21 protein-coding genes are annotated in these 25,821 nt (G+C 27.1%); all 21 read right to left on the minus strand.

All coding sequences use genetic code 11. The annotated features are described in order from the left end of the window. Positions 1-27 precede the first annotated feature (27 nt). Positions 28-1,476 carry an Rne/Rng family ribonuclease gene (locus AC4FQ1_RS07185; RefSeq protein ID WP_491169341.1) on the minus strand — a complete coding sequence of 483 codons (1,449 nt, stop codon included), beginning with the start codon at positions 1,474-1,476 and terminating at the stop codon, positions 28-30. A 12-nt stretch (positions 1,477-1,488) separates the two neighbouring features. Then, positions 1,489-2,190 (minus strand): TIGR03936 family radical SAM-associated protein, encoded by a 702-nt coding sequence (locus tag AC4FQ1_RS07190; RefSeq protein WP_491148167.1) that lies wholly within the window; start codon positions 2,188-2,190, stop codon positions 1,489-1,491. Next, positions 2,165-4,030 carry a TIGR03960 family B12-binding radical SAM protein gene (locus tag AC4FQ1_RS07195; RefSeq protein ID WP_303131025.1) on the minus strand — a complete coding sequence of 622 codons (1,866 nt, stop codon included), beginning with the start codon at positions 4,028-4,030 and terminating at the stop codon, positions 2,165-2,167. The genes AC4FQ1_RS07190 and AC4FQ1_RS07195 overlap by 26 nt, the downstream gene beginning before the upstream one ends. 215 nt (positions 4,031-4,245) lie before the next feature. After that, positions 4,246-6,102 (minus strand): sulfatase-like hydrolase/transferase, encoded by a 1,857-nt coding sequence (locus AC4FQ1_RS07200; protein ID WP_491169342.1) that lies wholly within the window; start codon positions 6,100-6,102, stop codon positions 4,246-4,248. Between the two features lie 231 nt (positions 6,103-6,333). Further along, positions 6,334-7,272, minus strand: a complete 939-nt coding sequence (locus AC4FQ1_RS07205; protein WP_491169343.1) for a MutS-related protein — start codon at positions 7,270-7,272, stop codon at positions 6,334-6,336. 122 nt (positions 7,273-7,394) lie between these two features. Continuing rightward, positions 7,395-8,249, minus strand: coding sequence for a site-2 protease family protein (locus AC4FQ1_RS07210; protein WP_491169344.1), 855 nt, complete (start codon positions 8,247-8,249; stop codon positions 7,395-7,397). Between the two features lie 23 nt (positions 8,250-8,272). Continuing rightward, positions 8,273-9,019 (minus strand): peptidoglycan DD-metalloendopeptidase family protein, encoded by a 747-nt coding sequence (locus AC4FQ1_RS07215; RefSeq protein WP_491169345.1) that lies wholly within the window; start codon positions 9,017-9,019, stop codon positions 8,273-8,275. Between the two features lie 87 nt (positions 9,020-9,106). Next, entirely contained in the window at positions 9,107-10,141 is a 1,035-nt protein-coding gene (locus AC4FQ1_RS07220; RefSeq protein WP_491169346.1) for a galactose ABC transporter substrate-binding protein, read from the minus strand. 22 nt (positions 10,142-10,163) lie between these two features. Continuing rightward, positions 10,164-11,153: a substrate-binding domain-containing protein gene (locus tag AC4FQ1_RS07225; protein ID WP_491169347.1), complete on the minus strand. Its 990-nt coding sequence runs from the start codon at positions 11,151-11,153 to the stop codon at positions 10,164-10,166. After that, positions 11,140-12,951 carry a sensor histidine kinase gene (locus AC4FQ1_RS07230; RefSeq protein WP_491169348.1) on the minus strand — a complete coding sequence of 604 codons (1,812 nt, stop codon included), beginning with the start codon at positions 12,949-12,951 and terminating at the stop codon, positions 11,140-11,142. The genes AC4FQ1_RS07225 and AC4FQ1_RS07230 overlap by 14 nt, the downstream gene beginning before the upstream one ends. 9 nt (positions 12,952-12,960) lie before the next feature. Continuing rightward, the gene (locus tag AC4FQ1_RS07235) at positions 12,961-14,562 is read right to left on the minus strand and encodes a response regulator (protein ID WP_491169349.1); all 1,602 of its coding nucleotides are present in this window, start codon (positions 14,560-14,562) and stop codon (positions 12,961-12,963) included. 154 nt (positions 14,563-14,716) lie between these two features. Further along, positions 14,717-14,896: a hypothetical protein gene (locus AC4FQ1_RS07240; RefSeq protein ID WP_303130890.1), complete on the minus strand. Its 180-nt coding sequence runs from the start codon at positions 14,894-14,896 to the stop codon at positions 14,717-14,719. A gap of 14 nt (positions 14,897-14,910) precedes the next feature. After that, a complete protein-coding gene (gene mglC, locus AC4FQ1_RS07245; protein ID WP_491147978.1) occupies positions 14,911-15,942 on the minus strand; it encodes a galactose/methyl galactoside ABC transporter permease MglC in 1,032 nt (343 codons plus the stop codon). Between the two features lie 15 nt (positions 15,943-15,957). Further along, positions 15,958-17,457, minus strand: coding sequence for a galactose/methyl galactoside ABC transporter ATP-binding protein MglA (gene mglA, locus AC4FQ1_RS07250; protein WP_491169350.1), 1,500 nt, complete (start codon positions 17,455-17,457; stop codon positions 15,958-15,960). 110 nt (positions 17,458-17,567) lie between these two features. Further along, positions 17,568-18,614 carry a galactose ABC transporter substrate-binding protein gene (locus tag AC4FQ1_RS07255; protein ID WP_303129436.1) on the minus strand — a complete coding sequence of 349 codons (1,047 nt, stop codon included), beginning with the start codon at positions 18,612-18,614 and terminating at the stop codon, positions 17,568-17,570. 349 nt (positions 18,615-18,963) lie between these two features. Continuing rightward, positions 18,964-20,133, minus strand: coding sequence for a rod shape-determining protein RodA (gene rodA, locus AC4FQ1_RS07260; RefSeq protein WP_303129437.1), 1,170 nt, complete (start codon positions 20,131-20,133; stop codon positions 18,964-18,966). 217 nt (positions 20,134-20,350) lie between these two features. Then, positions 20,351-20,623 carry a cell division topological specificity factor MinE gene (gene minE / locus AC4FQ1_RS07265; protein WP_303129438.1) on the minus strand — a complete coding sequence of 91 codons (273 nt, stop codon included), beginning with the start codon at positions 20,621-20,623 and terminating at the stop codon, positions 20,351-20,353. A 13-nt stretch (positions 20,624-20,636) separates the two neighbouring features. After that, on the minus strand, positions 20,637-21,434 hold the full coding sequence (gene minD / locus AC4FQ1_RS07270; RefSeq protein WP_491169351.1) for a septum site-determining protein MinD: 798 nt from the start codon (positions 21,432-21,434) through the stop codon (positions 20,637-20,639). A 26-nt stretch (positions 21,435-21,460) separates the two neighbouring features. Beyond that, a complete protein-coding gene (minC, locus tag AC4FQ1_RS07275) occupies positions 21,461-22,105 on the minus strand; it encodes a septum site-determining protein MinC (RefSeq protein ID WP_303129440.1) in 645 nt (214 codons plus the stop codon). A 180-nt stretch (positions 22,106-22,285) separates the two neighbouring features. Further along, positions 22,286-25,330, minus strand: a complete 3,045-nt coding sequence (locus AC4FQ1_RS07280) for a penicillin-binding transpeptidase domain-containing protein (protein ID WP_491169352.1) — start codon at positions 25,328-25,330, stop codon at positions 22,286-22,288. Further along, complete coding sequence (gene mreD / locus AC4FQ1_RS07285) at positions 25,327-25,818, minus strand: rod shape-determining protein MreD (protein ID WP_303129442.1); 492 nt, start codon at positions 25,816-25,818, stop codon at positions 25,327-25,329. Before mreD ends, AC4FQ1_RS07280 begins: the two co-directional genes overlap by 4 nt. Between the last annotated feature and the right edge of the window lie 3 nt (positions 25,819-25,821).

Here is a 25,821-nt window from a genome sequence, read left to right on the forward strand (position 1 = left end):
TATTTTTATTTAAATATATCAATCTTATTAATATCTTTCTATTCCTTTTATTTTATAATCTTCTAAAGTATTCTTTTGACTTTGAAATATTATAGGCTCTATTTTGTAGCCTTCTATTCCTTCTGAAAACTTTAAGAATATTTCTTTATCTAATCCATCTATATTTTTAAGGAAACTTACCATATCTCCACTTACTGCCTCTTTATAATTACTATCAATTTCTATAAAGAAACTTTCTATAGTATTTTCTTCTACTGCTTTTAATATATCATTTCTTATTAAGTCTTCTATATAAGATAACTTTAATATATTTCCACTACCTTTACATCTTGGACATGCTTCTTCTATTGAATCATAAATACTTTTTCCTCTACGTTTTCTTGTTATTTGAACTAAATCAAGCTCTGTAAAAGGATAAATTTTACTATTACCTTTATCAGCTTTCAAAGCATCTTTAATAGCTCTCATAACTTGAATTCTTTGTTTTGGGTCTCTCATATCTATAAAATCAATAACTATTATCCCACTTAAATTTCTAAGAAGTATTTGCTTTCCAATTTCCTTTGCTGCTTCTAAATTAGTTTGAAGTATTGTTTTATTTAAATTTCTCTCTTTTATATTCTTTCCACTATTTACATCAATAACATACATAGCTTCTGTTTTTTCAATAACTATATTTCCACCACAATTTAACTTAACTTTATTATGTCTAAGCTTTAGTATTTCTTTCTCTATATTATAATAATCAAATAGTCCTCTAAAACCTTTATATAATATAACTTCTACATCTTTTTCTCCATCAATAAAGTTATTAGCTAAAGTTTCATCTTCTTTGTTATCAACATATATTTTTATATTACCTTTTGTTATATTGTCTCTTAGAACTTTATTTAATAATGCATCTTCCCCATATACCTTTGAAATTTCTGTACTAAAGTTAAGCTTTCTATTTATATTATCTAATATATCTTTAAGCTTATCCCTTTCTTTCTTAAGTATTTCTATAGGTACATTAGCGCCTTCAGTTCTAATAACTATATTAACTCCTGGAACTTCTTCAATTTCTGCAATTATAAGGGTTTTCTTAACTTCATCATTAAATCTTTTTGAGAATGATATACCACTTTCACCATAATTAAATACTAAATATTTACCTGGTATACTAAATTTATTTGTTACCTTAGCACCTTTTTCATTTAAAGGCTCTTTTAGTACTTCTACTAAAAGTTCATCACCTTTTTTTATTCCTTGTTTTTTAAGTTCCTCACTAAAATACATATATCCTTCTCTTTCAAATCCTAAATCAACAAATATTGAATTTATAGCAGGAACTATATTTTTAACTCTTCCTTTGTATATTTCACCAAAAGAAGGCTCTTTACTTTTTTCTTCTATAAAACATTCTTCCAATTGTTTATTATCTTTTACAGCAACCCTTAAAGAATTCTCTCTTCTTTCAACAAAAATTTCTCTCATAACTTCCACTTCCTATATACATTTATAAAGAGGTACTAAAACGTCATCTTTAAGCAAGTACATTTCTTCTCTCTTTATTTGAACGAAAGCTTCATCATTACAATTACTTGTATTTTCTTTTATAAGTTTAACTAAAAGATCTGGTGATAAATGAACTCTACTTCCTGAGCTTATTAATATGTTTAGTACTACTTCATTATCTTTAACCCAATATTTTAATTCATGAACTAACGGTTTTATATCAACTTCACTTTGACCTTTCTTAGTTCTTTTTGTCATTACCCAATCTTTTTTCTCTAGAAGATTTTTCATTTCTTCTTCAAATTTTGATGTATCACTATATTCTATTTTAACTGTATATCTAGCCCCATCAACAAGTGCCATTGATTGAGGAACTTTTTTTTCATTTGGTATTAATGGAATTTTTATAGCTTTTAAAAATTTAATTCCACTTGCTGTTCTTTCATTTAATTTATTTAAAACTTCTTCTGTATCAAGTTCTTCTTTTAGAACTATATCCATATACTCCCCTTCTGAATATACTCCAACTGAAAGTGGTTGTGCTATTGAAAGAGTCATATGAGGATTAAATCCCTTTGAATATTCTATTGGAAGACCTGATCTTCTTATTATTCTTTGTATTGTTCTCATTAAATCTAAATGAGCCACAAATTTTATATCTGCTTCTTTAGTGAACTTTATTAGATATCGCACCTTCAAAACACTTCCCTTCTTTAAAGTTAACGTTAATTCCACATCCTGTACATCCTTTTCTACAGTTTTGTGTAAGTTCAACTCTCTTAGCTTTTTCATTTTCATTAACTAAGTATGATCTATTAACACCAATATCAATGAAGTCCCAAGGTAATATTTCATCATAACTTCTTTCTCTATAAGCATAGAAGTCTCCATCAACATTACACTCTGCTAATGCTTCAAGCCAAGCATCAAAGTTAAAGTATTCTGACCATCCATCAAATCTACATCCTTTTTCAAAAGCCTTAATTAAAACATCACATAGTTTTCTATCTCCTCTTGCAAATACAGCTTCCATATATGAAGTCTTTTGCGCATGATAGTTATATGTTATAGCTCTTGATTTTATTGATCCTTTAACAGCCTTTATTTTTTCTGTTACTTCTTCCATTCTTTCCATAGGTGCCCATTGGAATGGTGTAAATGGCTTTGGTACAAGTATTGAAGTACTTACTGTAATTCTAAGCCCTTTCTTTCTAACGTTCTTTGGAATTTCATAATATTTCTCTACCATTTTTTCTGCAAGCTCACCAATTGCCTCACAGTCTTCTATTTTTTCATATGGAAGTCCTATAATGAAATAAAGTTTAATTGTACTCCATCCATTTTCAAAAGCACTTTTTGTAGCTTCAAGTATTCTCTCTTCTGTTAATCCTTTATTTATTACATCTCTCATTCTTTGAGAACCTGCTTCTGGTGCAAAAGTTAATCCCGTTTTTCTTACCTTTTGAATTTCCTTTATAAGATCAACAGAGAATGCATCAACTCTTATTGAAGGAAGTGATATCCCAACTTTATTTTCACTATGTTCTTCCATTAATCCGTGTATAAGACCTTCAATATCTGAATGGTCACATATACTTAATGAAGCAAGTGATATTTCTTGATAACCAGTTGTTTTAACCAATTGTCTTGCTTGTTCTAATAAAGTTTCTCTAGTTTTTTCTCTAACAGGTCTATAAATCATACCTGCTTGACAGAATCTACATCCGTTTGTACATCCTCTTGCAGTCTCTAAAACTATTCTATCGTGAACAACTTCTGTATAAGGAACAATCATATCCTCTATTGGGAAATCAACCTTATCAAAGTTAGTTATTATTCTCTTTTTAACAACTTGTGGAACATCATCATATTTAGGCTTAAATTCTTTTATAGTTCCATCTTCATTGTAAGTTACATTATATAATGAAGGTACATATATTCCTCTTATTTTTGATATTTCTCTTAAAAATTCTTTTTTCTTACCCTTGCCTTTATATTTTTTATATACATCAAGTACATCATTCATCATTTCTTCGCCTTCACCAAGTTCAAAGAAATCAACTATGTCATATAATGGCTCTGGATTATAAGCACAAGGACCTCCAGCCATAACTATTGGCTCATCTTCTCCTCTTTCTGATGCTCTTAAAGTTATTCCTGACATATCAAGCATATTTAGTATATTTGTATAACTCATTTCGTATTGTAATGTAAAACCTAATATATCAAATTTATCTAAAGAATCTTTAGTTTCTAAAGCGTATAGAGAAACATTATTTTTTCTCATTTCTTCTTCCATGTCTGGCCATGGCGCAAATACTCTTTCGCAATATGTATCTTTTCTTTCATTTATAGTATGATAAAGTATTCTTGTACCTAAGTGAGACATTCCTACTTCATAAACATCTGGAAAACAAAAAGCAAATCTAATATCTACTTCTTCTGGATTTTTAATAACTTGATTAAGTTCTCCACCAACATATCTAGTTGGTTTTTCAACTCTACATAAGATGTTATCTGAAATTCTATTCATTTAATTACATCCTCCTAAAAATTACTCTATATACAGATTATTAATTAAGTTGTTTTCCACTTATCTTTCTGTATACATCCCTATATTCTAGCATAAATTAAAATTTAGTTCTACTAATAAATTAATGGATAAATCTCTTATAAGTATTAAATTAATTCCAAAAAATTTTTCTAAATAAATTTAAAAGAGCATCGAATAAAACGATGCTCTTAAAATTATTTATCACTCTTTCTTTGAGTTACTAATGTGTTTTCAAAATTACTATTCATCTTTTCTGAAACAAATGTATTGTTAAAGAAATTACTTTTACCTTCAAAACCTTCTCCTACAACTTTTAATCCATCTCTTTCAATTAAAGTTGGTTTATTTGAGAAAAGGTTTGTTCCTAATCCTAATCTATCTCCTTCAACTTGCACACCCATACTAGCTAAAATAGTTGGATACATATCAACTGGTGAGAATTGTCTATTTTTAGTATTCTTAGTAGTTGTTGCTGGATTAAGTATTAAGTTAAATATTGTTCTATGATATGATTTATCAAAATCTTTAAAGAACTTTTTATCCATACTTAAGTGATCCCCTGTTACTACTATAGTTGTATCTTTATAGAATGGTTGTTTTTGAATCCATTTTATAAAATTAACAGCTTCTTTTGTTGAATAAGCAATAACATTTGCATATTGTGAATCATACTTTTTACTTGCTTTTTTAGATAGATATCCATCTGGGAAGTGAGTATCTGCTGTTTCCATTGTAAAGTTAAATGGCTTTCCAGTTTTAGATAAACGTGTTATCTCATTTTTTGCATACTCATATAATTTATCATCTTCATATCCCCACCAAACATTATAGTCTTTTGGGATTAATTTCTTTTCAATTGCTGCCTTATGGTCAAAAATATTGAAATTACCATGTGTAGTAAAGAAAGTAGTTAAACCTCCAAAGTCAGCATCTGCACCAAACATTATTGTTTGCTCATATCCTTGCGCTTCTAATATATCCCCTATACTAATAGCACCTGGTAAGAAACTACCTGATTTTCCGTATGAATTTCCACCCATAGGTATTTTTAATGGAAGTCCCATACTCATATTAATCATAGATGCTACAGACCAACTTGAACCATATGTTTGATAAGGGCCTCCAAATTTATCAGAATGTGAAAAACTAATACCTTCTTTTGATAACTGAGTAAGTTCTGGCATTAAGTTAACTTTCATATTTCCACCTAATTCTTTAGATAAATATGAGTTTTCAACTGATTCTAAATAAATGTGAATTAAATTTCTCTTTTTTGCTGGGAAAGACATTTTTACATTACGTGGATCAACGTAATTATCTTTAATATAAGGAGTATCTGAAACATAAGCTTTATAAACTTTATCTAAACTTAATTTCTTTGCTCCATATGTTACTCCACCAACAAGACAAATTATAGAAACTATAAAAGTTATTATTCTTAAAGCTTTTTGGCTTAATAATTTTATGTTATTATTTTTCACTTTTATCCATATGTCATAATGAAAGTTTATTATAATTGAAAATATTACTATAGTTGATACAACTGAGAATACCGGTGTCATGAATATTTCTCTATACATATCAGTACTTGTACCTTTAAGTGGTGAATTTAAATTAAATAAGAACTGCTCTGGTGTAATGTTACCAAAATAATCAATAAACCACTTAGAAAAGAATACAAAAAATGCTCCTATTCCTAAGAATATAACTGATAATATTTTTATTGTTCTAATCTTCCAATTGCTTTTGTCTTTTGATAACTCAAAATCAACATTTGAATTTAATATTCCTTTTATAAATAAATATATTATTCCTAAAACTAATGTAAAAATAACATATTTAAGAAAAAAAGCTCCTCCATATAAAGAACCTTTAAGAACATTAGGTTTATTAAAAACAAACTTTAAAATACTTAAAGAAACTATATTAAATAATATAATGTAAGATAATAATTTCTTTATAACAGACATAATATTTTTATTTTTTTCAAATAAAAAATAATCTGTTAGAGCTAGTAAAACTCCAGCAATTACATAACTTAGTATTTGCATATATTTCCCCCTAAAAATTCAACTTATTTTATTTAGCAAAAATTTCTAAATAATTCAAATATATTTAAAAATTTTCACATGTCATCATATTACCACATTTTTTTATAATATTAAATGAATTTTAATATAAATATTTATATTATTAATTAAATAAAATATGTAATATACTATATATTTTATATTTTTATAAAATTATTTTATATGTTCGTTTTTCCAGCCTTTCAAGTTAAATTACTTAATCTCTTGCCAATAATTATTAACCTCAAAAAAATTTGCACGTTTTTCTGCTTTTTCAATAATCCCTTCATCATATCCTATAATAGATAGTATTTTAATTGCATTTCTAGTGCTTGATCTTCCTTTATATAATTTATAGTCAAAGATTATATTATTATCTTTAACCTTTTCTTGAAAATGACAATTTAAAAAGCTGTTTTTCAATATATATGTAAGTTCTATATCATGAGTAGCTGCTACACATAGGCAGTTCTCTTGACTTAAATGATTTAATATTTCTGATGATGCTGAAATTCTTTCAATGGTATTAGTTCCCCTTAATATCTCATCAACAAAACACAAAACTTGTATATTTTCATTAATATTATCTAATATTCTTTTTAAAGATTTTATCTCAACCATATAGTAACTTTCATTGTTTATAATATTGTCTTTTAAAGCCATAGAAGTATATAACTTCATAAAAGAACTAATATACTTCTTGGCAAAAACTGTGTATATAGTTTGAGCAAATAAAACATTAATTGCCAAAGTTCTTAAAAATGTAGATTTACCTGATGCATTAGATCCAGTAATTAATAAAGATTTATTTACATCTAAACTATTTTTTACAGGTTCATTAACTAATGGGTGATAAATATCTTTAAAATTTATTTCTTTATTTCCATTTAAGTTAAAACTAGGAGTACAATACTCATTAATAGCTATTCTAAAAGATGCTAAAGCTATTAAGCTATCTATCTCTCCTACATAATCATATAGCTTTTTCAATTCATTAATATTTTTATATAAAGTTTTATTTATTCTCTCAAAAGTTCTAACTTCACGTAAAAAGAAAAGACTAAGTACTTCATTAAATGCCAAGGCATCACTTGTAGCAAAAAATAAACAAAATATTAAAATTGTAATTATACTTGCTACTATAAACTGCATATTATACCTCATTTTAAAACTTAATTTTATACAAAATATATTTTTTATAAATATTGCAACATAATTTAGTTAATTTAATAAAAAATAACATTTTATTAAATTAAAATAAAAAAAGCCCCTTTTTATAAGGAGCTTTTCATTTCATTATATTCTTCTAAAGTTATATTTCCATATGTTTTAAGAGCCTCCAAAAGCTCATCTTCATGAAGTATTGAAATAAGCTTAAGTTCTTCATCTAATATATAAAAAGTATTAAACTTATTCCTATCTACTAATCTCATTAAATCTAACAATCCATTTTTATAAAAAACAGATACAGATTTATTCTCCATAAAATCATACTTTTCAAGCCTTCTTCTTTTTTTTATAATATCTCCCATAACAATATACATTGTCCACTTTTTTTCTAATACAGTAGAATAAATTATTAATAATAATATGAAAAGTATGCTTATGTTTATTTTATTTATAAATATTAAAGTTAAAAATAACCCTAGCAAAATAAATGATACTATATAACTTATTATTGAAGTTATTTTCTTTCCCTTTAAATAAGAACTTTTATTTGATATTATAATTTCTAATATTCTTGCACCATCTAAAGGATAAGCTGGTATTAAATTAAATATACAAAGCCACATATTAATTCCAGATACAACTTCAAATATTTGTATATTTGTAAGCTTATATAATATATACATCATTATAGAAATAATTAAATTTGACATTGGTCCACTTAAATAAAGTAATACTTTATCTTTATCTATCAAATCATCTAAATCTGATAATTGTGCATTTGCACCTGTTAAACTAAATTTAATATTATAAAGTTTGCATCCTAATTTATTTCCTACTAATATATGTGTAAATTCATGTATTAAAATTGAAACAACTGCAACTAAAGTTTTACTTTCAAAACTAATGGCAAGTAATAAAACTATAACTTCTATAATCATTAAAGTATATGATCTTTTCATATTATCTTTAATCATACCTAAACTTACGCATTATCCTCTATAAATTTAATATAGTCTTGTGCATTTTTCAATTTTCCCATATAACTTACCTTAAATTTTATTTCATAATTTTTATTTGAAACTTTAGTGTTGCTTCCTATACATTCTCCAACTTCTATTTTATCTTTTTCTTTAACTAAAGGCTTAGTTATATTTTCATAATATGTTTCATATCCATTTTTATGATCTATAATTATATTTGCTTTTTCTCCACTTAATTCAACCTTTTTAACTTCTCCATCTAAGGCTGCAAATACATCTTTCTTTGTATTGTTTTTTATTATTATACCGTCTTTATAGCTTTCTATATTACCTATTAAAGGAGGTATAAAACTTACTTTTTTATTATCTTCATTATAAACAACTACATCTTCTAACTTATCTTTTATTTTATTAAAAACTTCAACAGTTTCTAATTCTTTAAAATTTTGATTATAAGAAATAACCGCTTTAGCCTTTGAGTATATTTTATTAATTTCAGTATTTGGTAAATATTTAAATGCCGAAATTAAACATACTAATGAAATTGCTCCAACACTTTGAATTGCTATAACCTTTAATGTACCACCTTTATTTTTTTTATAATTATAATTTCTTCCTGAATAGCTATAGTTACTTCTATTTCTGCCTTTTGACCTTATACTTTCCACATCATAACTATAATCATTTCCTATATCTTCATTCTCAATCCCATTATAATATCTTCTATATAATTCTCTGTAATCTCCCATTTTTATATCTCCTATATTGCTATATATTTAATTATATTTATGAGATATAAAATTTATGAAACTTCTATAATTTCATCAAATTATAAACTATTCTTTTATAAATTCACTTAAATTTTCTTTCGTTACTTTCATATGACCCTCTCTTGTATATTTCCTATTTAGTATTTTTGAATCTCTATTTAAAACTAATTCTAAAGCTATATTTAATATACCTTCCCCTTGCTTTTTCGCATCACTTAATACAGTTCCTGTCATATTACCTTTCTTAATTTCTTGCAAAGCATCATCTATTCCATCAACACCTACAACTATAGGAAATCTTTTAAAATTAGATTTCTTCATTGCATCAATTGCACCTAATGCCATTTCATCATTATTGCAAAAAACTACTTCTATATTTTTATATTTATCTATCCATTCTCCCATTTTCTTCATTCCAAGTTCTCTACTCCAATTAGCTACATCACTATCTAATTTCTCTACTTTAACACCTTTATCTTTTAATCTATTTATGCAATATTCCGTTCTTATTGTACTATCTTGATGTCCCGCTTCTCCTTCAAGCATTAAATATTGTATTTTCCCATCACCATTTTTATCTACTTTCCTACAATTTTTCTTATAAATATCAAGAACTATATCAGCTTGCATTATTCCTGATTGTTCTGCCTTTGCACCAACATAATAAATTTTATCCCACATATTCATATCTTCTTCTACAGGTTCTCTATTAAAAAATATTACAGGAATATTAGCTGTTTTTGCTTTATTTATTATAGATGAAGCGGATCTTCTATCAACTAAATTTATACAAAGAACATCTACTCCTTCTGCTATAAATTCATCTACTTGCTCATTTTGGTTATATTGATTTCTCCCCGCATCAACTACCGTTAAATCAAATTTAAAATTTTTTATATCTTCTTTTTTACTTAACCCATCTTCTAAACTCTCAATTATTTTTGATATAAATATATCTGACTTTTCATATATACTTACTCCAAACTTTATTTCATTTAACTTATTATTTGAAATTGAAGACTTTTCATTGCATCCTATTAAAGCACTAGAAAAAGCAATTGATGAAACTATTAACAATAAACTTTTTAACCCTTTTTTCATACCAACCTCCACAAAAACTTATTTAACCAATAAAAGGAAAAATCAATTTCTGATTCTTTTCCGAATACATATTCCTCTTATTTATTACTAAGAAATCTATCTTTGCTTCTTTTCTATTTTTGCGTGTATTTCTAACTTTATCTGTTGCAATCTCCACTGCTAAATATCCTGCATTAAAATCATTTTTTATTATGGCTGCATCTATTATTTCATTTTCAACATAGCTTAATATTTTATCACTTCTTCCAACTCCGTATATTTCAACATCTTTATTCTTATTTTTAATATAATACTTATCCTCTTTAATTTTCGATATTATCTCTAAAATATCTGAACTAAAAGATACTAATACATCTACATTATTATCTTTTATTTGACTTCCTATTTGTTTATAATAACTTTCCTTACTACCATTAATTCTTAAATCTATACATTTGTTTTTGCTATATTTAATTTCATCCATAAATCCAGACTTAATTTCATATAAACTACTACAATTAATATCTTTTTCAACAATCCCTATAATGCTTCTAGTATTTCCATTTTTAATTATTTCCTCTGCTAAAGCTTTACCAATACTATAATTATCCACTGAAATATTAGACATTTTTTTATTAGATTCAACCTTAGAATCCATCAATATAATAGGGACAATTTTATTTGCTTCTTCTATATCCTTCGAAAGTTCTTTATAATCTATAGGTGATATTATTATAAAATCTGCACCATTTTTTATTTCTTTTCTTAATAAATTTCTTTGATTTTCTATTTTATTGTCATCAGTTAAAACGCATACGTTAACTTTAGCTTTCATATCTTTTTCAGCTTGCTCAATTCCCTGAGTTATAAATTTTAAATTTTCACTCTTATCTTCCATACTTATATATGATATTTTTAAAATTTTATCATTATCGTTCATTCCAATTAAATAATTTAAAATTAATATAGAGAAGATAATAAATAATATTAATAATAAAAATATAATTAAACTTTTTTTATTAATTTTCATCATCTTTACTTTCCTCTCTTATTTCATAATATTTATAATCTACCATTGGAATATTTATTCTTATAGTTGTTCCTTCATCAGGTTCACTAAATACCTCTAAACCATATTCCTTACCAAAATATAGCTTTAATCTTTCATTTACATTTCTTAATCCAACGCCTGACCCTTTTCCTTTTCTTTTTTTATCTCCTTTAAGTAATGTCTTAACTATTTTCTCTGGCATTCCAAGTCCATTATCTATTACATCTATGCTTATATTTCCATTATTTTTATAAGCCTTAACTAAAATTTCACCATCTCCATCCATAAACTCCATACCATGATATATTGCATTTTCAACTAAGGGTTGTACTATAAGCTTTATACTTGCACAATCTAATATCTCCTCATCTACTTCAATTCTATAATTAAATTTATTCTTATAACGTATATTTTGTATCGTTAAATAATTTTCAACATGTAAAAGTTCATCTCTTAAAGTTATAATATTTCTTCCTTTACTTAAACTTATTCTAAAAAATCTTGCTAAGGCTGTAACCATAGTAGTTGCACCATCATATCTTTCACTTTCTATCATCCAAACTATAGAATCTAAAGTATTATATAAAAAATGAGGGTTTATTTGAGCTTGAAGTGCATCCAGTTCTGTTTTCCTTTTAATTTCTTGTTCCTTTACAATATTTTTCATAAGTAAATCCATCTGTTCAACCATAGAATTTATAGCTTTTCCAAGATGCTTTACCTCATAAGAACCTATTTCAGTTGAAAAGTCAATATTTCTAACTCCTTCTTCAAACTTTTTAACTTTTCTTTCAAGTCTTATTATAGGATTAGTAATACGTGATGATACTACTATATTTATAATAGTTAAAACTAATATTCCAAAGAAAAGTATAAATATAGTAAATATCTTCATATGACTATAACTATCTATAATATCAGTAACAGGAGTAACTGCAACTATCTTCCATCCAGTATATCCAACAGTTTTTACAGTAACTAATCTATTTTCACCATTAAACTTTTCTTTTATAGTTCCATCTTCATATTTTTTTGCTATATTATTATTTTCATTTATTAAATCTGAATATATAAGTTGTTGCCTAGGATGATATATAATCTCTCCTTTTCCATTCATAAGATAAACATATCCAGATTTACTAATATCAATATTTTTAAATATTTGTTCAATACCACTAAAGTTCATATCAACAAGAAGAACTCCCTGACTTATTTCACCATCAAAATTTAATTCTACTGCCCTACTTAAAGATACAACCCATCTATATTTATTACTTGAATCAATAAATATATTTTGAACATGTGGAGTTGAAAAATGTAAATTTTCTTTTTTGTTTATAGCATTTATAAACCAATCTTCTTGTCTTGTATCTACTGTATTTTTTACTTCCTTTAAAGGATATCCGTTTATTACTTCTCCATACTTTGAAAAAAGCGTTATACTTACAAGAAAATCTTTATTTGTTTCATATATTAAATTCATTTCTTTATCTATATTATCTACATTTAAATCTGATTTTTTTATTATGTTATAATACATTCCATCAGATATTCTCATTATATTTCTTAAGTAACTATCTAAATTTAAATTAACTTGATTTACAATTGCCTTATTGTTTTTAGATATAATCTCTTCATTTATTTTTACAAATTTAATATATAATACTTGTCCTAATGTAATTATTGCTAAAATCATTATTATAGTAAAAGAAATAGATATTATATATTTTAAACTTTTATTTCTAAAAAAGTTTTTTAAGCTTAAATGTTTAAACTTCATATTTTATACCTACCTATTTCTATATTTAGATGGAGGTACTCCATATTGTTTTTTAAATACATAACTAAAATAATTTGCTTCAGGATATCCAACCTTTTCAGCTATAATATATGACTTATAATCCGTTGTATTTAAAAGATTTACAGCTTGTTCTAAACGTACTGATGTTAAATAATTTACAAAGCTAGTTTTTGTTTCTTTTTTAAATATAGTTGAAAAGTACGTAGGACTTACATGCAAATGTTTACAAAGATTTTCGACTGATATTTCACTATCGCTATAATTATCATGTATATATTGCTTTGCTTTTTCTATAAGCAATTTAGATGAATCAACTCTTTCTCTTTTTATAAGATTATTTATAGTTATAGATTTTTCTATAAACCACTTCTTTACACTTTCTATTGATTCAAACTTTTTTAAATGACTATAACAATTAAAATTTTCTCCAAATACTTCATCTATATTTAAGTTATATGCTTTAACAAGTTTTAATAATCCCGTTGTTATTTCTATTAAATAAATATTGTAATGATTAAATGGCAATAGCAATTCTTCTAGTTTCTTAAATAAATTATTTACTATAAACTCTATATCTTTAGAAGATTTTATCTTTATTGTATTTATTAAAGTTCTTTCATCATTTTCATCAAATTGAATATTAACCCCATTATCTGGTTCAACATCTTCTATATATATTCCTTTTCCCGTTCCAAGTATTATTCTATAATGAAGTGCATTTTTCGCTTCTTTATAAGAAAATCTAATTTGCTCAAAGTCATTACATACATTTCCAATACCTGCTGATACCTTCATATCCATAATACGTTCAGACCTACTACACACTTCATTTATACCTTTAATAAACTTATAAACATCTTCTTTAGAACTAAGTTTTCCAATTACTACAACTAAACCTGAATAAATAAAACTTTCATATTCACAATAATCTTTTATAATATCATCACATATATTTTTAATTGATATGTATTTAAATTCTTCTTCAAATATATTATCTTTCTCATTACCAATATAGTTATCACAATGAATAACACCTATAACATTAAAGGGAAAGTCAAATTCCAACCCTATCTTTTTTGCTTCTTCCTTCCAAGTTTTAAACTTTACTCTTCCTTCTATTGCTCCAACTAAAAACTTCTCTTTAAATAACGGTAAACTTTCCTCATAATATTTCTTTAAATTTTCTATATTTTTCTTCTCATCATATTCTTCATCTATTTGTTTTTTAAGCTTTTTTAAAACCTCAATTAATTCCATTGAATTTATAGGCTTTAATACATAACCTAAAGCATTAATTTTTATTGCTTTTTTAGCATATTCAAAATCATCTGACCCTGAAAAAATTATTATCTTAGTAGAAGGCATTAAGTCCTTTAACTTTTCCCCAAGTTCTAAACCATTCATAAATGGCATTTTAATATCTGTCATTACAATATCAGGTTGTAGTTTTTCTGCTTTTTCCAATGCATCTTCTCCATTTTCAGCATCTCCAACAATTTTAAATCCATAAGTTTCCCAATCAATTTTCTTTATAATTCCTTGACGAATTTCTTCTTCATCATCAACTATTAGTACCTTATATAAATTCATACCCCACCCCATATTTTTGTATAAATTGTTTTAAAATACAAATTATTCCTAATTTAGATTATTTCATTATATCATAAATACATCAATATTCAATATTTATAAAGAAAAAAGCCATATCACAAATAAAATTGTAATATAGCTTAAATTTCTTATTTTAAGTTGCTATTCCAAAAAATAACGCAATGGCAAGTAATACTAATAATATAGTTATAAACTTATCCATAGTTTTTAAAGGTATATCAATGTTTTTATATATTGAGTCTCTAAGATTTTGTTTAGGTTTTTCTTCAACTTTATTTTCTAAATTTTCATCTATAGCTTTTCCATTTTCCATATAATACACCTCAATTATTTTTTAGATAAGTATTTTCTTACATCAAGGGATACTGCAACTATTATAATTAATCCTCTAATTATAAATTGCCAATACGCATTAACTCCTATAAAGTTTAATCCATAATTTATAACTTGAAGTAAAACTGTTCCTATTAAAACTCCAGGAATTGTTCCAACTCCACCTGTAAATGAAACTCCTCCAACAACACATGCTGATATTGCATCAAGTTCATAGTTAAAACCTGTACTTGTAGTTGTTGAACCTGCTCTTGCAGCTTCTAAAAATCCTGCGATACCATAAAGCATACCTGATATTATAAATATAATCATTATATTTTTAGCTAAGTTAACTCCTGATACAGCAGCTGCCTCTGGATTTCCACCTATAGCAAACATGTTTTTACCAAGCTTTGTTTTATTCCAAATAAACCACATTATTAAAGCAATTATTGCTAAATAAAATATTAAATAAGGTATTTCTATCGGTCCAAGTTTTAATGAACCAGTTACTATATTTACATATCTTTGATCTAAGTTAGCTACTGGTTGAGCCCCTAGTGGTGGTCTATCTATATATAAACAAGAAGCACCATATGCAATAAGTTGAGTTCCAAGAGTTATTATAAATGCATGAACTTTAAGCTTGGCCACACCAAAACCATTTATTGCTCCAAATATACCTCCAATTATTATTGCAAGAATAAGTGGAACTACTAATGGTAGTACTGGTAAATCAGGATACATTCTTGATGTATATGTTGCAGACTGTAGTAAAGAAGCTGAGATTATTGCAGTAAATCCTAAAATACGTCCTGCTGAAAGGTCAGTTCCTTGTAATACTATAAGACCTGCAACTCCAAGTGCTAATATACCACGAGTTGATGCTTGACTTAATATGTTAGTAAGATTTTTAAATGATAAGAATGATGGTTCTTTTATTACAAAGAATATAATCATCATTGCAAGTACTATATATAAAGCATAATTAACCATAAAGGTTTTAAATTTTTCTTTATTAAAATTATTATTTTTAACATTCTCCATAAATTCCACCCCACTTTAAATATACTTAGCTGCAAGTTCCATAATCTTTTCTTGATTAAGTTTTTCTGTATCTTCTATTCCTGCGATTCTTCCGTTTGACATAACAAGTATTCTATCGCAAATACCAAGAAGTTCTGGCATTTCAGAAGAAACAACTATTATTCCTTTTCCTTTATTAGCTAAGTCTATAATTAGCTGATATATTTCATATTTGGCACCAACATCTATACCTCTAGTAGGTTCATCTAATAAAAGTATTTCAGGATTAGTTAATAGCCATCTTCCTATAATTACCTTTTGTTGGTTACCACCAGATAAAGTTCTAATTTGAGTTTTTTGATTAGGAGTTTTAACTCTCATACTATCAATAACCCATTTAGTATCATCTGTCATTTGCTTATTATTAAGGACACCACTTTTACTATAATTATCTATGTTAGCAATAGTAGCATTAAACTTTATATCAAGTCCCCCAAAGATTCCATTTGCTCTACGTTCTTCAGTTAATAATGCAAAACCATTTTTTATAGCTGTTCTAGAATCCTTGTTGTTAACTTTCTTTCCATTTAAAATAATTTCCCCTTCATTATGATGAGCTATTCCAAATATTGTCTCAAGAAGTTCTGTTCTCTTAGAACCTACAAGTCCTGCTACACCTAAAATTTCACCCTTCTTAAGCTCAAAAGAAGCATCTATTATAGAAGGTTGATAAGTACCAGTTAGATTTTTAACTTCTAATATAACCTCACTTGGCTCGTTAGTCTTTGGTGGAAAACGATTTGTTAAATCACGACCAACCATAAGTTTTATTATTTTATCTGTTGTCAAATTTTTAGCTGGTATAGTATCTATCCACTTTCCATCTCTCATTATAGTTACATCATCGGATATTTGAAGTATTTCCTCCATTTTATGAGATATATAAATAATTCCGCATCCTTTTTTTCTTAATTTATTTATAATTTCAAAAAGATGATCAACTTCTTCTTGAGTTAATGATGATGTTGGCTCATCAAGAACTAATATTTTTGCATTATAAGAAGCTGCCTTTGCAATTTCAACCATTTGTCTTTGTGATACTGAAAGTTTCGCCATTTTTATTCTTGGATCCACATCTATTCCTAAATCATCAAATATTTTCTTAGTTTCTTCATACATTATTTTTTGACTTACAAAACCACCTTTTCCAGGATATCTTCCAAGCCAAATATTATCCATTACATCTCTTTGAAGAACTTGATTCAACTCTTGGTGAACCATTGATACACCATTCTCCATAGCTTGTTTTGGATTTGAAAACTTACATTCTTTTCCATCTATTAATATTTTACCTTCATCCTCTATATAAACACCGAATAAACACTTCATTAAGGTTGATTTTCCTGCTCCATTTTCCCCCATTAGAGCATGTACAGTTCCTGGCCTTACTTTAAGTTGTACATTATCTAAAGCCTTTACTCCTGGAAAGCTTTTGCATATGTTTGTCATCTCTAATATATACTTTGCTTTTTCCATAACCCTTGCTTTCACCTACTTTTTTGCTTATTTATAAGTTGCACTACATTATTTTTTATAATGCAGTGCAACTTTAATTTTACTTACTATATTTCAAACTTTTTGTATAATTACTTTTTGTTAGTATATTCTTGGTATGGAATACGAACTGCTATACCTGAATCATCAAATTTATACTCAGTTCCTTCAATTCCACTCTTACCTTCTGCTAAGTTCATTCCACATTCATAAAGAGCTTTAGCCATAGCTGGTGCATCTTGAAGAACTGAACCTGTCATGAAACCTTTTGATATTAAATCTTGAGCTGCTGCTGTAGCATCAACTCCAACTACAGGAATTGTTTTCTTCTCATCTCCATTGTTATATCCTTGAGCTTGAAGAGCTGCTATAGCACCTTGAGCCATACCATCATTATTTGCAATTACAACTTCAATTTCATCATTATATCTTGAAAGCCATGCTTCCATAGCATTTTGAGCTTGTGCTTGATCCCAGTTACAAACTTGGTGAGCCACTTGTTTAACTTTTATTCCAGCATCTTTAATTGTTGATACTGAATATTCAGTTCTAGCTATAGCTTCTGGATTATCTGGTTCACCTTGTAACATTACATATTGCATTACTCCATCACCATTTTTATCTAAAGCTTTATTTGCTTTCCATTCTTTTTCTAATATTTTTCCTTGTAAAACTCCGGCTTCTTTTGCATTTGTTCCAACAAACATAGCCTTATCATATGATTTTATAGCTTTAGCTTCTGGTTCTCTGTTAAATAAAACAACTGGAACTTCTTCACCCTTAATTTTATCTATAACTGCTTGTGCAGCTCCTGTATCAACTAAGTTAACCATTAATAAATCAACATCTTTTTGTAATAATGTATCAATACTATCATTTTGAGTAGCTTGGTCACCTTTACCATCAACAAATTCGAATTCAACTTTTCCTGCATTTTCTGATTGAATCTTTTCTAAACTTTGACGAACTGTTGAAATATAAGTATCATCAAATTTATATAAACAAACTCCAACTTTTACTGGATCACCTTCTCCTCCAGCTGCTCCCCCAGTTGCCTTTTCTCCACCACAACCTGCAAGTACTCCTCCAATCATCATTGTTGCCATTGCCATAGCGACTAACTTCTTAACTTTTACCATATTAACCCCTCCATATAAAATTCAAATTATTCAAACTTTGTTTACGTTTCCATTATATTTTCATATTCCTTTTTTATCCATATAAAATTCTTAACAATTATATCGAAATTCTACTATCTTTATATAAAAATTTTTATATAAAAATATATATTTAAAATTTATATAATTCTATTTTTTAATCTTTTATTTTATTTAAATATTCTTTAGGGGTATATGTATAGTTTAAAAATATAATATTTTTAGTCTTGTATATTATTTAAATATTTTTATAATTTACCTTATATAATTTTTTATAAATAAAAAAAGATGACTTTTGAATTATATTCAAAAATCATCTTAATATTTAAATTTAAAATCTTATTTTTTTTCTTCTCATTCCTACATTAAGTACTAAACCAATTGACATAATTGTAGTTAAAAGCGAACTACCTCCATAACTTATAAGAGGTAATGTAATACCTGTTATAGGTAAAAGTCCGATTGTCATTCCTATATTTTGTAATATAGCAAATAAAAAATATGATATTATACCAACACATATTATAGAACCAAAAATATCCTTTGAGGTTCTTGCTATTGATATCATTCTAAATATTAATATTCCATATAAGGTTAGCAAGAACATAACTCCTAAAAATCCCCAATGCTCTGCTATTGCTGAAAATATAAAGTCAGTCTGAACCTCCGGAACATGTTGAGCTGCATACCCTGATGTTCCATCATTTGTTAATGATGGCCTACTACCTAAAACTCCACCTGATCCTATTGCTATAAGTGATTGACTTAAATGGTATCCAGAACCAGACATATTAGCTTCTGGATTCATGAAAGATGTAATTCTTGTTTTTTGGTAATCTTGTATGATTCCCGAATTCCAAACTATAAGAATACCTAAAACTAATGCTAAAAGTCCACCACCAATTATTTTATTATCAAGTCCTGCAACATAAAATATACCTAAAACTATAAAGAATGAAACCATAGTCATTCCCATATCAGGCTGTATTACTATAAATAATACTGGTACTGCAGCATAAAAAACAAGTGTAAAGAAATTTTTCAAATTATTTATTTGCATATCCATTTCTTCTAATTTTCTTGCAAGCATAAGTATCATACCAAACTTGGCTATCTCAGAGGCTTGAATAGAAACCGGACCTAACTTAATCCACCCTCTTGCTCCATTAACTACTGAACCTAAAAACATTGTTGCTATAAGTAATATTACAGATCCCCAATAAAATATAGGTACATAATTATATAATACTCTATAATCTACTGCCATAAATATGTAAAGAACTAAAAGTGAAACAATAAACCATATTGTTTGCTTCATAGGATATAGTGTTCCACCCGTTTTTCCTTTAGTTGCTAAATATATGTTTAATATACCAAATAAAACTAGTAGAACCATAGATAAAAGTAATAATTTATCTATATCTCTAATTTTTTTGAAATCAAGCTTATATCTACTATATGAACTTTCTCTCCTATCAAACAGCAAATCTCCTCTCAACAAGGTCTTCACCTCCTAAAAACATGTATTTTAATTATATCTCATTATTAATTTATTCTCTATATTAATTCATTCTCTAAATAAAAAAATAATAAAATCTTAATATATAAAATTATTCTTAACATAAAAAACTGTACACAAAATTAGTATACAGTTTTTTTACTCTTATATTATTATGTTTAATTTTTTCTAAAATACCATAAGAAAATAACTAAAATTATTATTGTCCTCTTATATTTTTAATTGGTATATTAGCTACTAAAGCTGAACTTGCTTCACCTTCTTCAATATCACTTTTACTAACTGATATTTCAACATCTTCAGCTGATATTTCTATATATTTTGAAAGCACTTCTAATATTTCTAATCTTATCTTTTCTAATGTTTCTGTTGGAATATTTCCTCTATCATGAATAAGTATAAGCTTTAATCTATCTTTAGCTATATCTTTTGGTTTAGGTCTACTATTTGTTAAACTACTAAAGAACCCCATATTAAAATACCCCCTATTTACGCTTAAATAACTTCATTAAAGATCCAAAGAATCCCTGTGGCTCTTCATTTAAATTCATAAATTGAACAGTTTCTCCAGTTATTCTTTTAGCTATATTTCTAAAAGCTTGACCAGCTCTTGATGATTCTTCTAAAACAATAGGTTCACCTTTATTTGTTGAAACAGTTATCTCCTTATCATCTGGTACAACACCTAAAAGCTCAATTGAAAGAGTTTCAATTATGTCACTAACATCAAGCATATCTCCTCTTTGAGTCATAGCAAAATTTAATCTATTAACTATAACAGAGTGATCTTCTAACCCCTTAGCATCTAGCTTTCCAATTACTCTATCAGCATCTCTAACTGATGTTATTTCTGGGTTTACTACTACTACAGCTTTATCTGCACCTATTACTGAATTTTCAAATCCTTGCTCAATACCAGCTGGTGAATCTATTATTACATAATCAAAATCTTCTTTTAATTCTTTTATTATTTTAAGCATTTGTTGTGGACTTATATCATCTTTATCTTTTGTTTGAGCTGTTGGAAGTAAGCAAAGATTAGGAAATCTTTTATCTTTAATTAAAGCTTGCTTTAATCTACATCTTCCTTCAATAACATCTATTATAGTATATACAATTCTATTTTCTAATCCCATTAATACATCTAAATTTCTAAGTCCTGTATCTCCATCAACAACAACAACTTTTTTTCCAAGCGCAGCTAATGCAGTACCAATATTAGCTGTTGTTGTAGTTTTACCTACTCCACCTTTTCCTGATGTAATTACAATAGATACTCCCATTAAACAATCCCTCCATGATTTTTCTTTTAATATATATATTTGTTTGGTAAATACGGTTCTACAATTATAGCCCCATCCTTTATCTTCGCAACTTCAGGATACTCAGGCTTTTGAGAATCTGGTGATAAAGTTACAAGATCTGCAATCTTTAATATTTCAGGTTGAAGACTAAATGCTGCAATTATAGCTTTTTTATTACCAGTAGAACCAGCACTAACATTTCCTTTTATACTACCTAAAACAATTATATTTCCAGTAACTATAACTTCTGCTCCACTATTTATATCTCCAACTATAACAATATTACCATTATATTTTATACATTGACCACTTCTTACTGTTTTTCTTATAAATTTTGTTTTTCCCTCATAAACCCCTGAAAAGGTTCTTTTATCTTTTTCTTTGTCCTTAATAAGTTCTTCTTGTAGTATAATATCTTTTATTTCTATTTCTTCAAATAGAGCATTTTTTAAATGCAATAGTTCCTTCTCATTTATTAAGTTCAAATTAGTGCTTATCGTAAGAGTAGAATTTTTATAAAAACGCTTTCCTTTTGATAACTTCTCTATAAGTAACTCTAACATTTCTCCAAAACCACTAAATTTATTCATATTTATAACGGCACTTAATCCATCTTTATTGCCTTTTATAATTATTCTATCATCCATCATTGGCTTCCCTCCACCAATCTTTGTCACTATAAGCATTATTCTACAATTTAGAATAAAAGTCCTTTTTATATTATATCATTAAAATGTAAGTATTTGTAGTTTTACTTTGTTTATTAAGGAAAAAATAACACTTATGTATAATGTCATAAGTGTTATTTAAGTTCATTAATTAATATTACTTTAATTATTGTTAGAATTTATATCTTTCTTTGTTGCATCTTTGTTTTTAGTATCTTCTTTTTTCTTTTCAGCTGCTTTCTTCTTTTCAGCTTCTTGTTTTTCCTCTTCCTTTTTCTCAGCTTCTTTTATTGCTTCTTCACTATTATCTTTTGGAGCATCAGTTACATACTTTTTAAATGAACTTGAGCTCTTTGCATAATCTGGATGCTTTTTAAGTATCTCATCTTTAAAATATGCTTCATAAGTAGCTTTTGCAACTGGAGCTGTAAATGATCCGTGACCACCATCATATATAACACCTACAAAAGCAATCTGTGGATCATCAATTGGAGCAAAGCTGACATAAGTTGCATATGGAGATCTTCCATAAGTTCTTTGATCATTTGAATAATCCGCAGTACCAGTCTTACCTGCTGTTGGTATTGGGAATGAGTTAAATACTGAAGATGCTGTACCTTCATCTGCATCATTTGCTCTTCTCATACCTTCTTTAACTGCTGCTAAAGCTGATTTATTTATATCAATATGATCTAATACTTTTGGCTCAAATTTTTCAACTACTTTACCATTTGGATCTGTAACACTATCTACTAAATGAAGTGCATATCTTGTTCCACCATTTGCAAGAGTTGAAATATATGATGCAAGTTGAATTGGTGTATAATGATTGATACCTTGACCTATAGCTGAATAAATAAGCTGACCTGGTGATGTCATTTCTGCTGATTTATCAACAACAACAAATCTTGCAATTGCATTTGATACTAATGATGCTTGCTCATCTAAATTAGCTTTTTTATTATATTTATCTTCGTATTTTTTTACATTTGCTTTATACTTATTTGAATTTTGCATTATACCTTTTACATCTGGCAATATACTTAAGGCAAATTGATCTTGTTTCATAGCATCTTTATTAACAAATACTTCCTCAAATCTATCTTTAATTTTAGATTTTAAATCAGTTTTTAATTCTTTTACCTTATCACTATCATCATCACTAAATGTAAAATCAAATGGTATAAAGGAAGACATTCCTCTATAATTTGCAAGTGCTGATCCACTTGGTGTTTCATCCTCTAAGTATCCAGCAAGTTCAAAATTTGATAAACCAATTATACTCTCTTTAAATGATTTAAAGTTATATGTTTGACCACTTGTATTTTCTTCTATTTCTATTCCAGTTGAAGGATTTGATTTACCATTTGGATCTACTCCAAGACCAAATTTCCAAGCATATTTTGCAATAGCATTTAATGATTCTGGTCTGTTAGCATCTCCTCCAGCTTTCATATAAAGTCTATATGCTGTTTCATAGAAGAAGAAGTTACATGAAACCTCTAATGCCTTTTCAACATTTGTAGGACCATGACTTCCTGGATATATCCAACATACAGGAGCAAAGCTCTTACCAAATGTTTCTGGATGTACATTAAATTTACCAGTAGCATTTACAACTGTATCTGGTTTTATTACTCCCTCTTGAAGTCCAACCAATGCAGTTAATGGCTTAAATATTGATCCTGGTGGTAATGTACCAAGTGTAGCATAATTATAAAATGGTTTTGGATATAAATCATATGGATCTGTTCTATATCCATTTTTATCTTTAGGGAATAAATCATTTACTGATTTATGTACACCTGTTTTCTTTATAAGTTCTTTCCCAAACTTTTCAAGATTAGGTGAGAAATATTCTTCTGTTTGTTGCTTTGTAAGCTGTCCAGGAATTGCAAAAAGATTTGGATCAAAGTCTGGATAGCTTGTAAGCGCAAGTATCTTTCCAGTTTTAACATCTACAGCTAACGCTGCTCCTCTAGTTGCATTTGGGAATACATTTCCACTTGAATCTGAAGTTCCTGTTCTTACCTTATCTATAGTATCTTTTAAAGCTTGTTGCATTGCATATTGAACATTTTTATCAATTGTTAAATTTACAGTGTTACCTGGGTAAGATGATAATTTAAATAGCTCTTCTGTAATTCTACCTTCTGAGTTAACTTTAACAGTTTTACCACCTTTAACACCTTTTAATTCATCTTCAAAAGCAGATTCAATACCCGCCTTACCTATAAGATCTGTTGAAGGGTCATAACCTTTTAATTTATAGTCTTCTTCTAATGAACTATCAATTTGACCAACATATCCAAGTACAGCTGAACCTAACTTTCCATAAGGATATTCTCTAACTGGTTGAAGTTCAACTCCTATCCCTGGCAAATCATTAAGTTTTTGATAAATTATAAAAGCTGTATCTTTCTTTATATTACTTGCAATAGTTACAGATTTATATCCTTTAAAACTTTGCATTTTAATCGCATCTTTCACAACCATATAATTTCTTATATCATCTAATGAATAAGATTTTAAAATTAAATCTGTTAATTGCTTTCCATTCATATTTTGATATTGTTCTTTTTGCTCCTTTGATGGCTCGGGATTAATAAGACTTATCATATCATAACTTTTTACTAAATAATAAAAAGCTTGTTCTGGAGTTACATTAATTAACTCTTTATCAATTTTTGCAATTTGATCATCAGTTAAATCATCACTATTAATTTTTAATTCTTTTTGAATTTCTTCATTCATTCCTCTATCTTTTAGGAATCTAAGTTTTTCATATTGTTGTGCATCTGGTGATGAACTCTTATAAGCAAAGTAAAAATTACCTTTATCATCTATCTTAAGTAATAAATCATCTTGAACAGATTCTCCATTTTCTTTAAGAATATCAAATATTGTATCCATTGTTTTATAAAAGTTCTTTTGTGCATTATCAGTTGTTGTATATGTTAATGTATAAGTTTGCCTATTTGTTGCAAGTACATTCCCATTCTTATCTAATATTTCACCTCTAGGTGCTTTTTCAGCAATAAACCTAACAGCATTTTGATTTGCTCTATCTTCATAATCATCATGCTTATACACTTGTAAGTATGCTAATCTAACACATATAGCTGAAAATATTACAATCATTATTATAGTAAGAACTGCATATCTGGAAAGTTTTTTCTTTTTTTGTTTTGGCTTATTAACTATCATCTAAACCTCCATTTATCATTCACATCTTCAGTATTTGAAAGTTTTAAAACATACTTATATGCTATAAATGCTATTACAGAATTATATAATGCTACTATAAGAATATTATTAATTGGAGCACTAATTTTAAGTAAATGCATTATTACAAATATAACTAAGTGCTTCACTATAGTTGCAGCAAATACTATTGCAACTGGAACAATTTTTTTACTTTTAAAAATTCCATTTCCTATATAAGCAACTATTAAACATATAACCATGTTAACTAAAGCATTTACCCCAATTCCATTTGAAAAAAATATATCTTGCAGTATTCCACTTACAACACCGATAAATAAAGCCTCACCATATCCATTTATAAGTGAATATATAACTGCAAATATAAATAATAAGCTTGGAAATGCCCCCCATATACTTAAAAAAGGCATTAATGAATTATCAAGTATAAGTAAGAGTAGAGATATTAAAACTAAAATTAATTTTTTCATATC

It is taken from the genome of Clostridium sp. TJA020 (assembly GCF_058310295.1).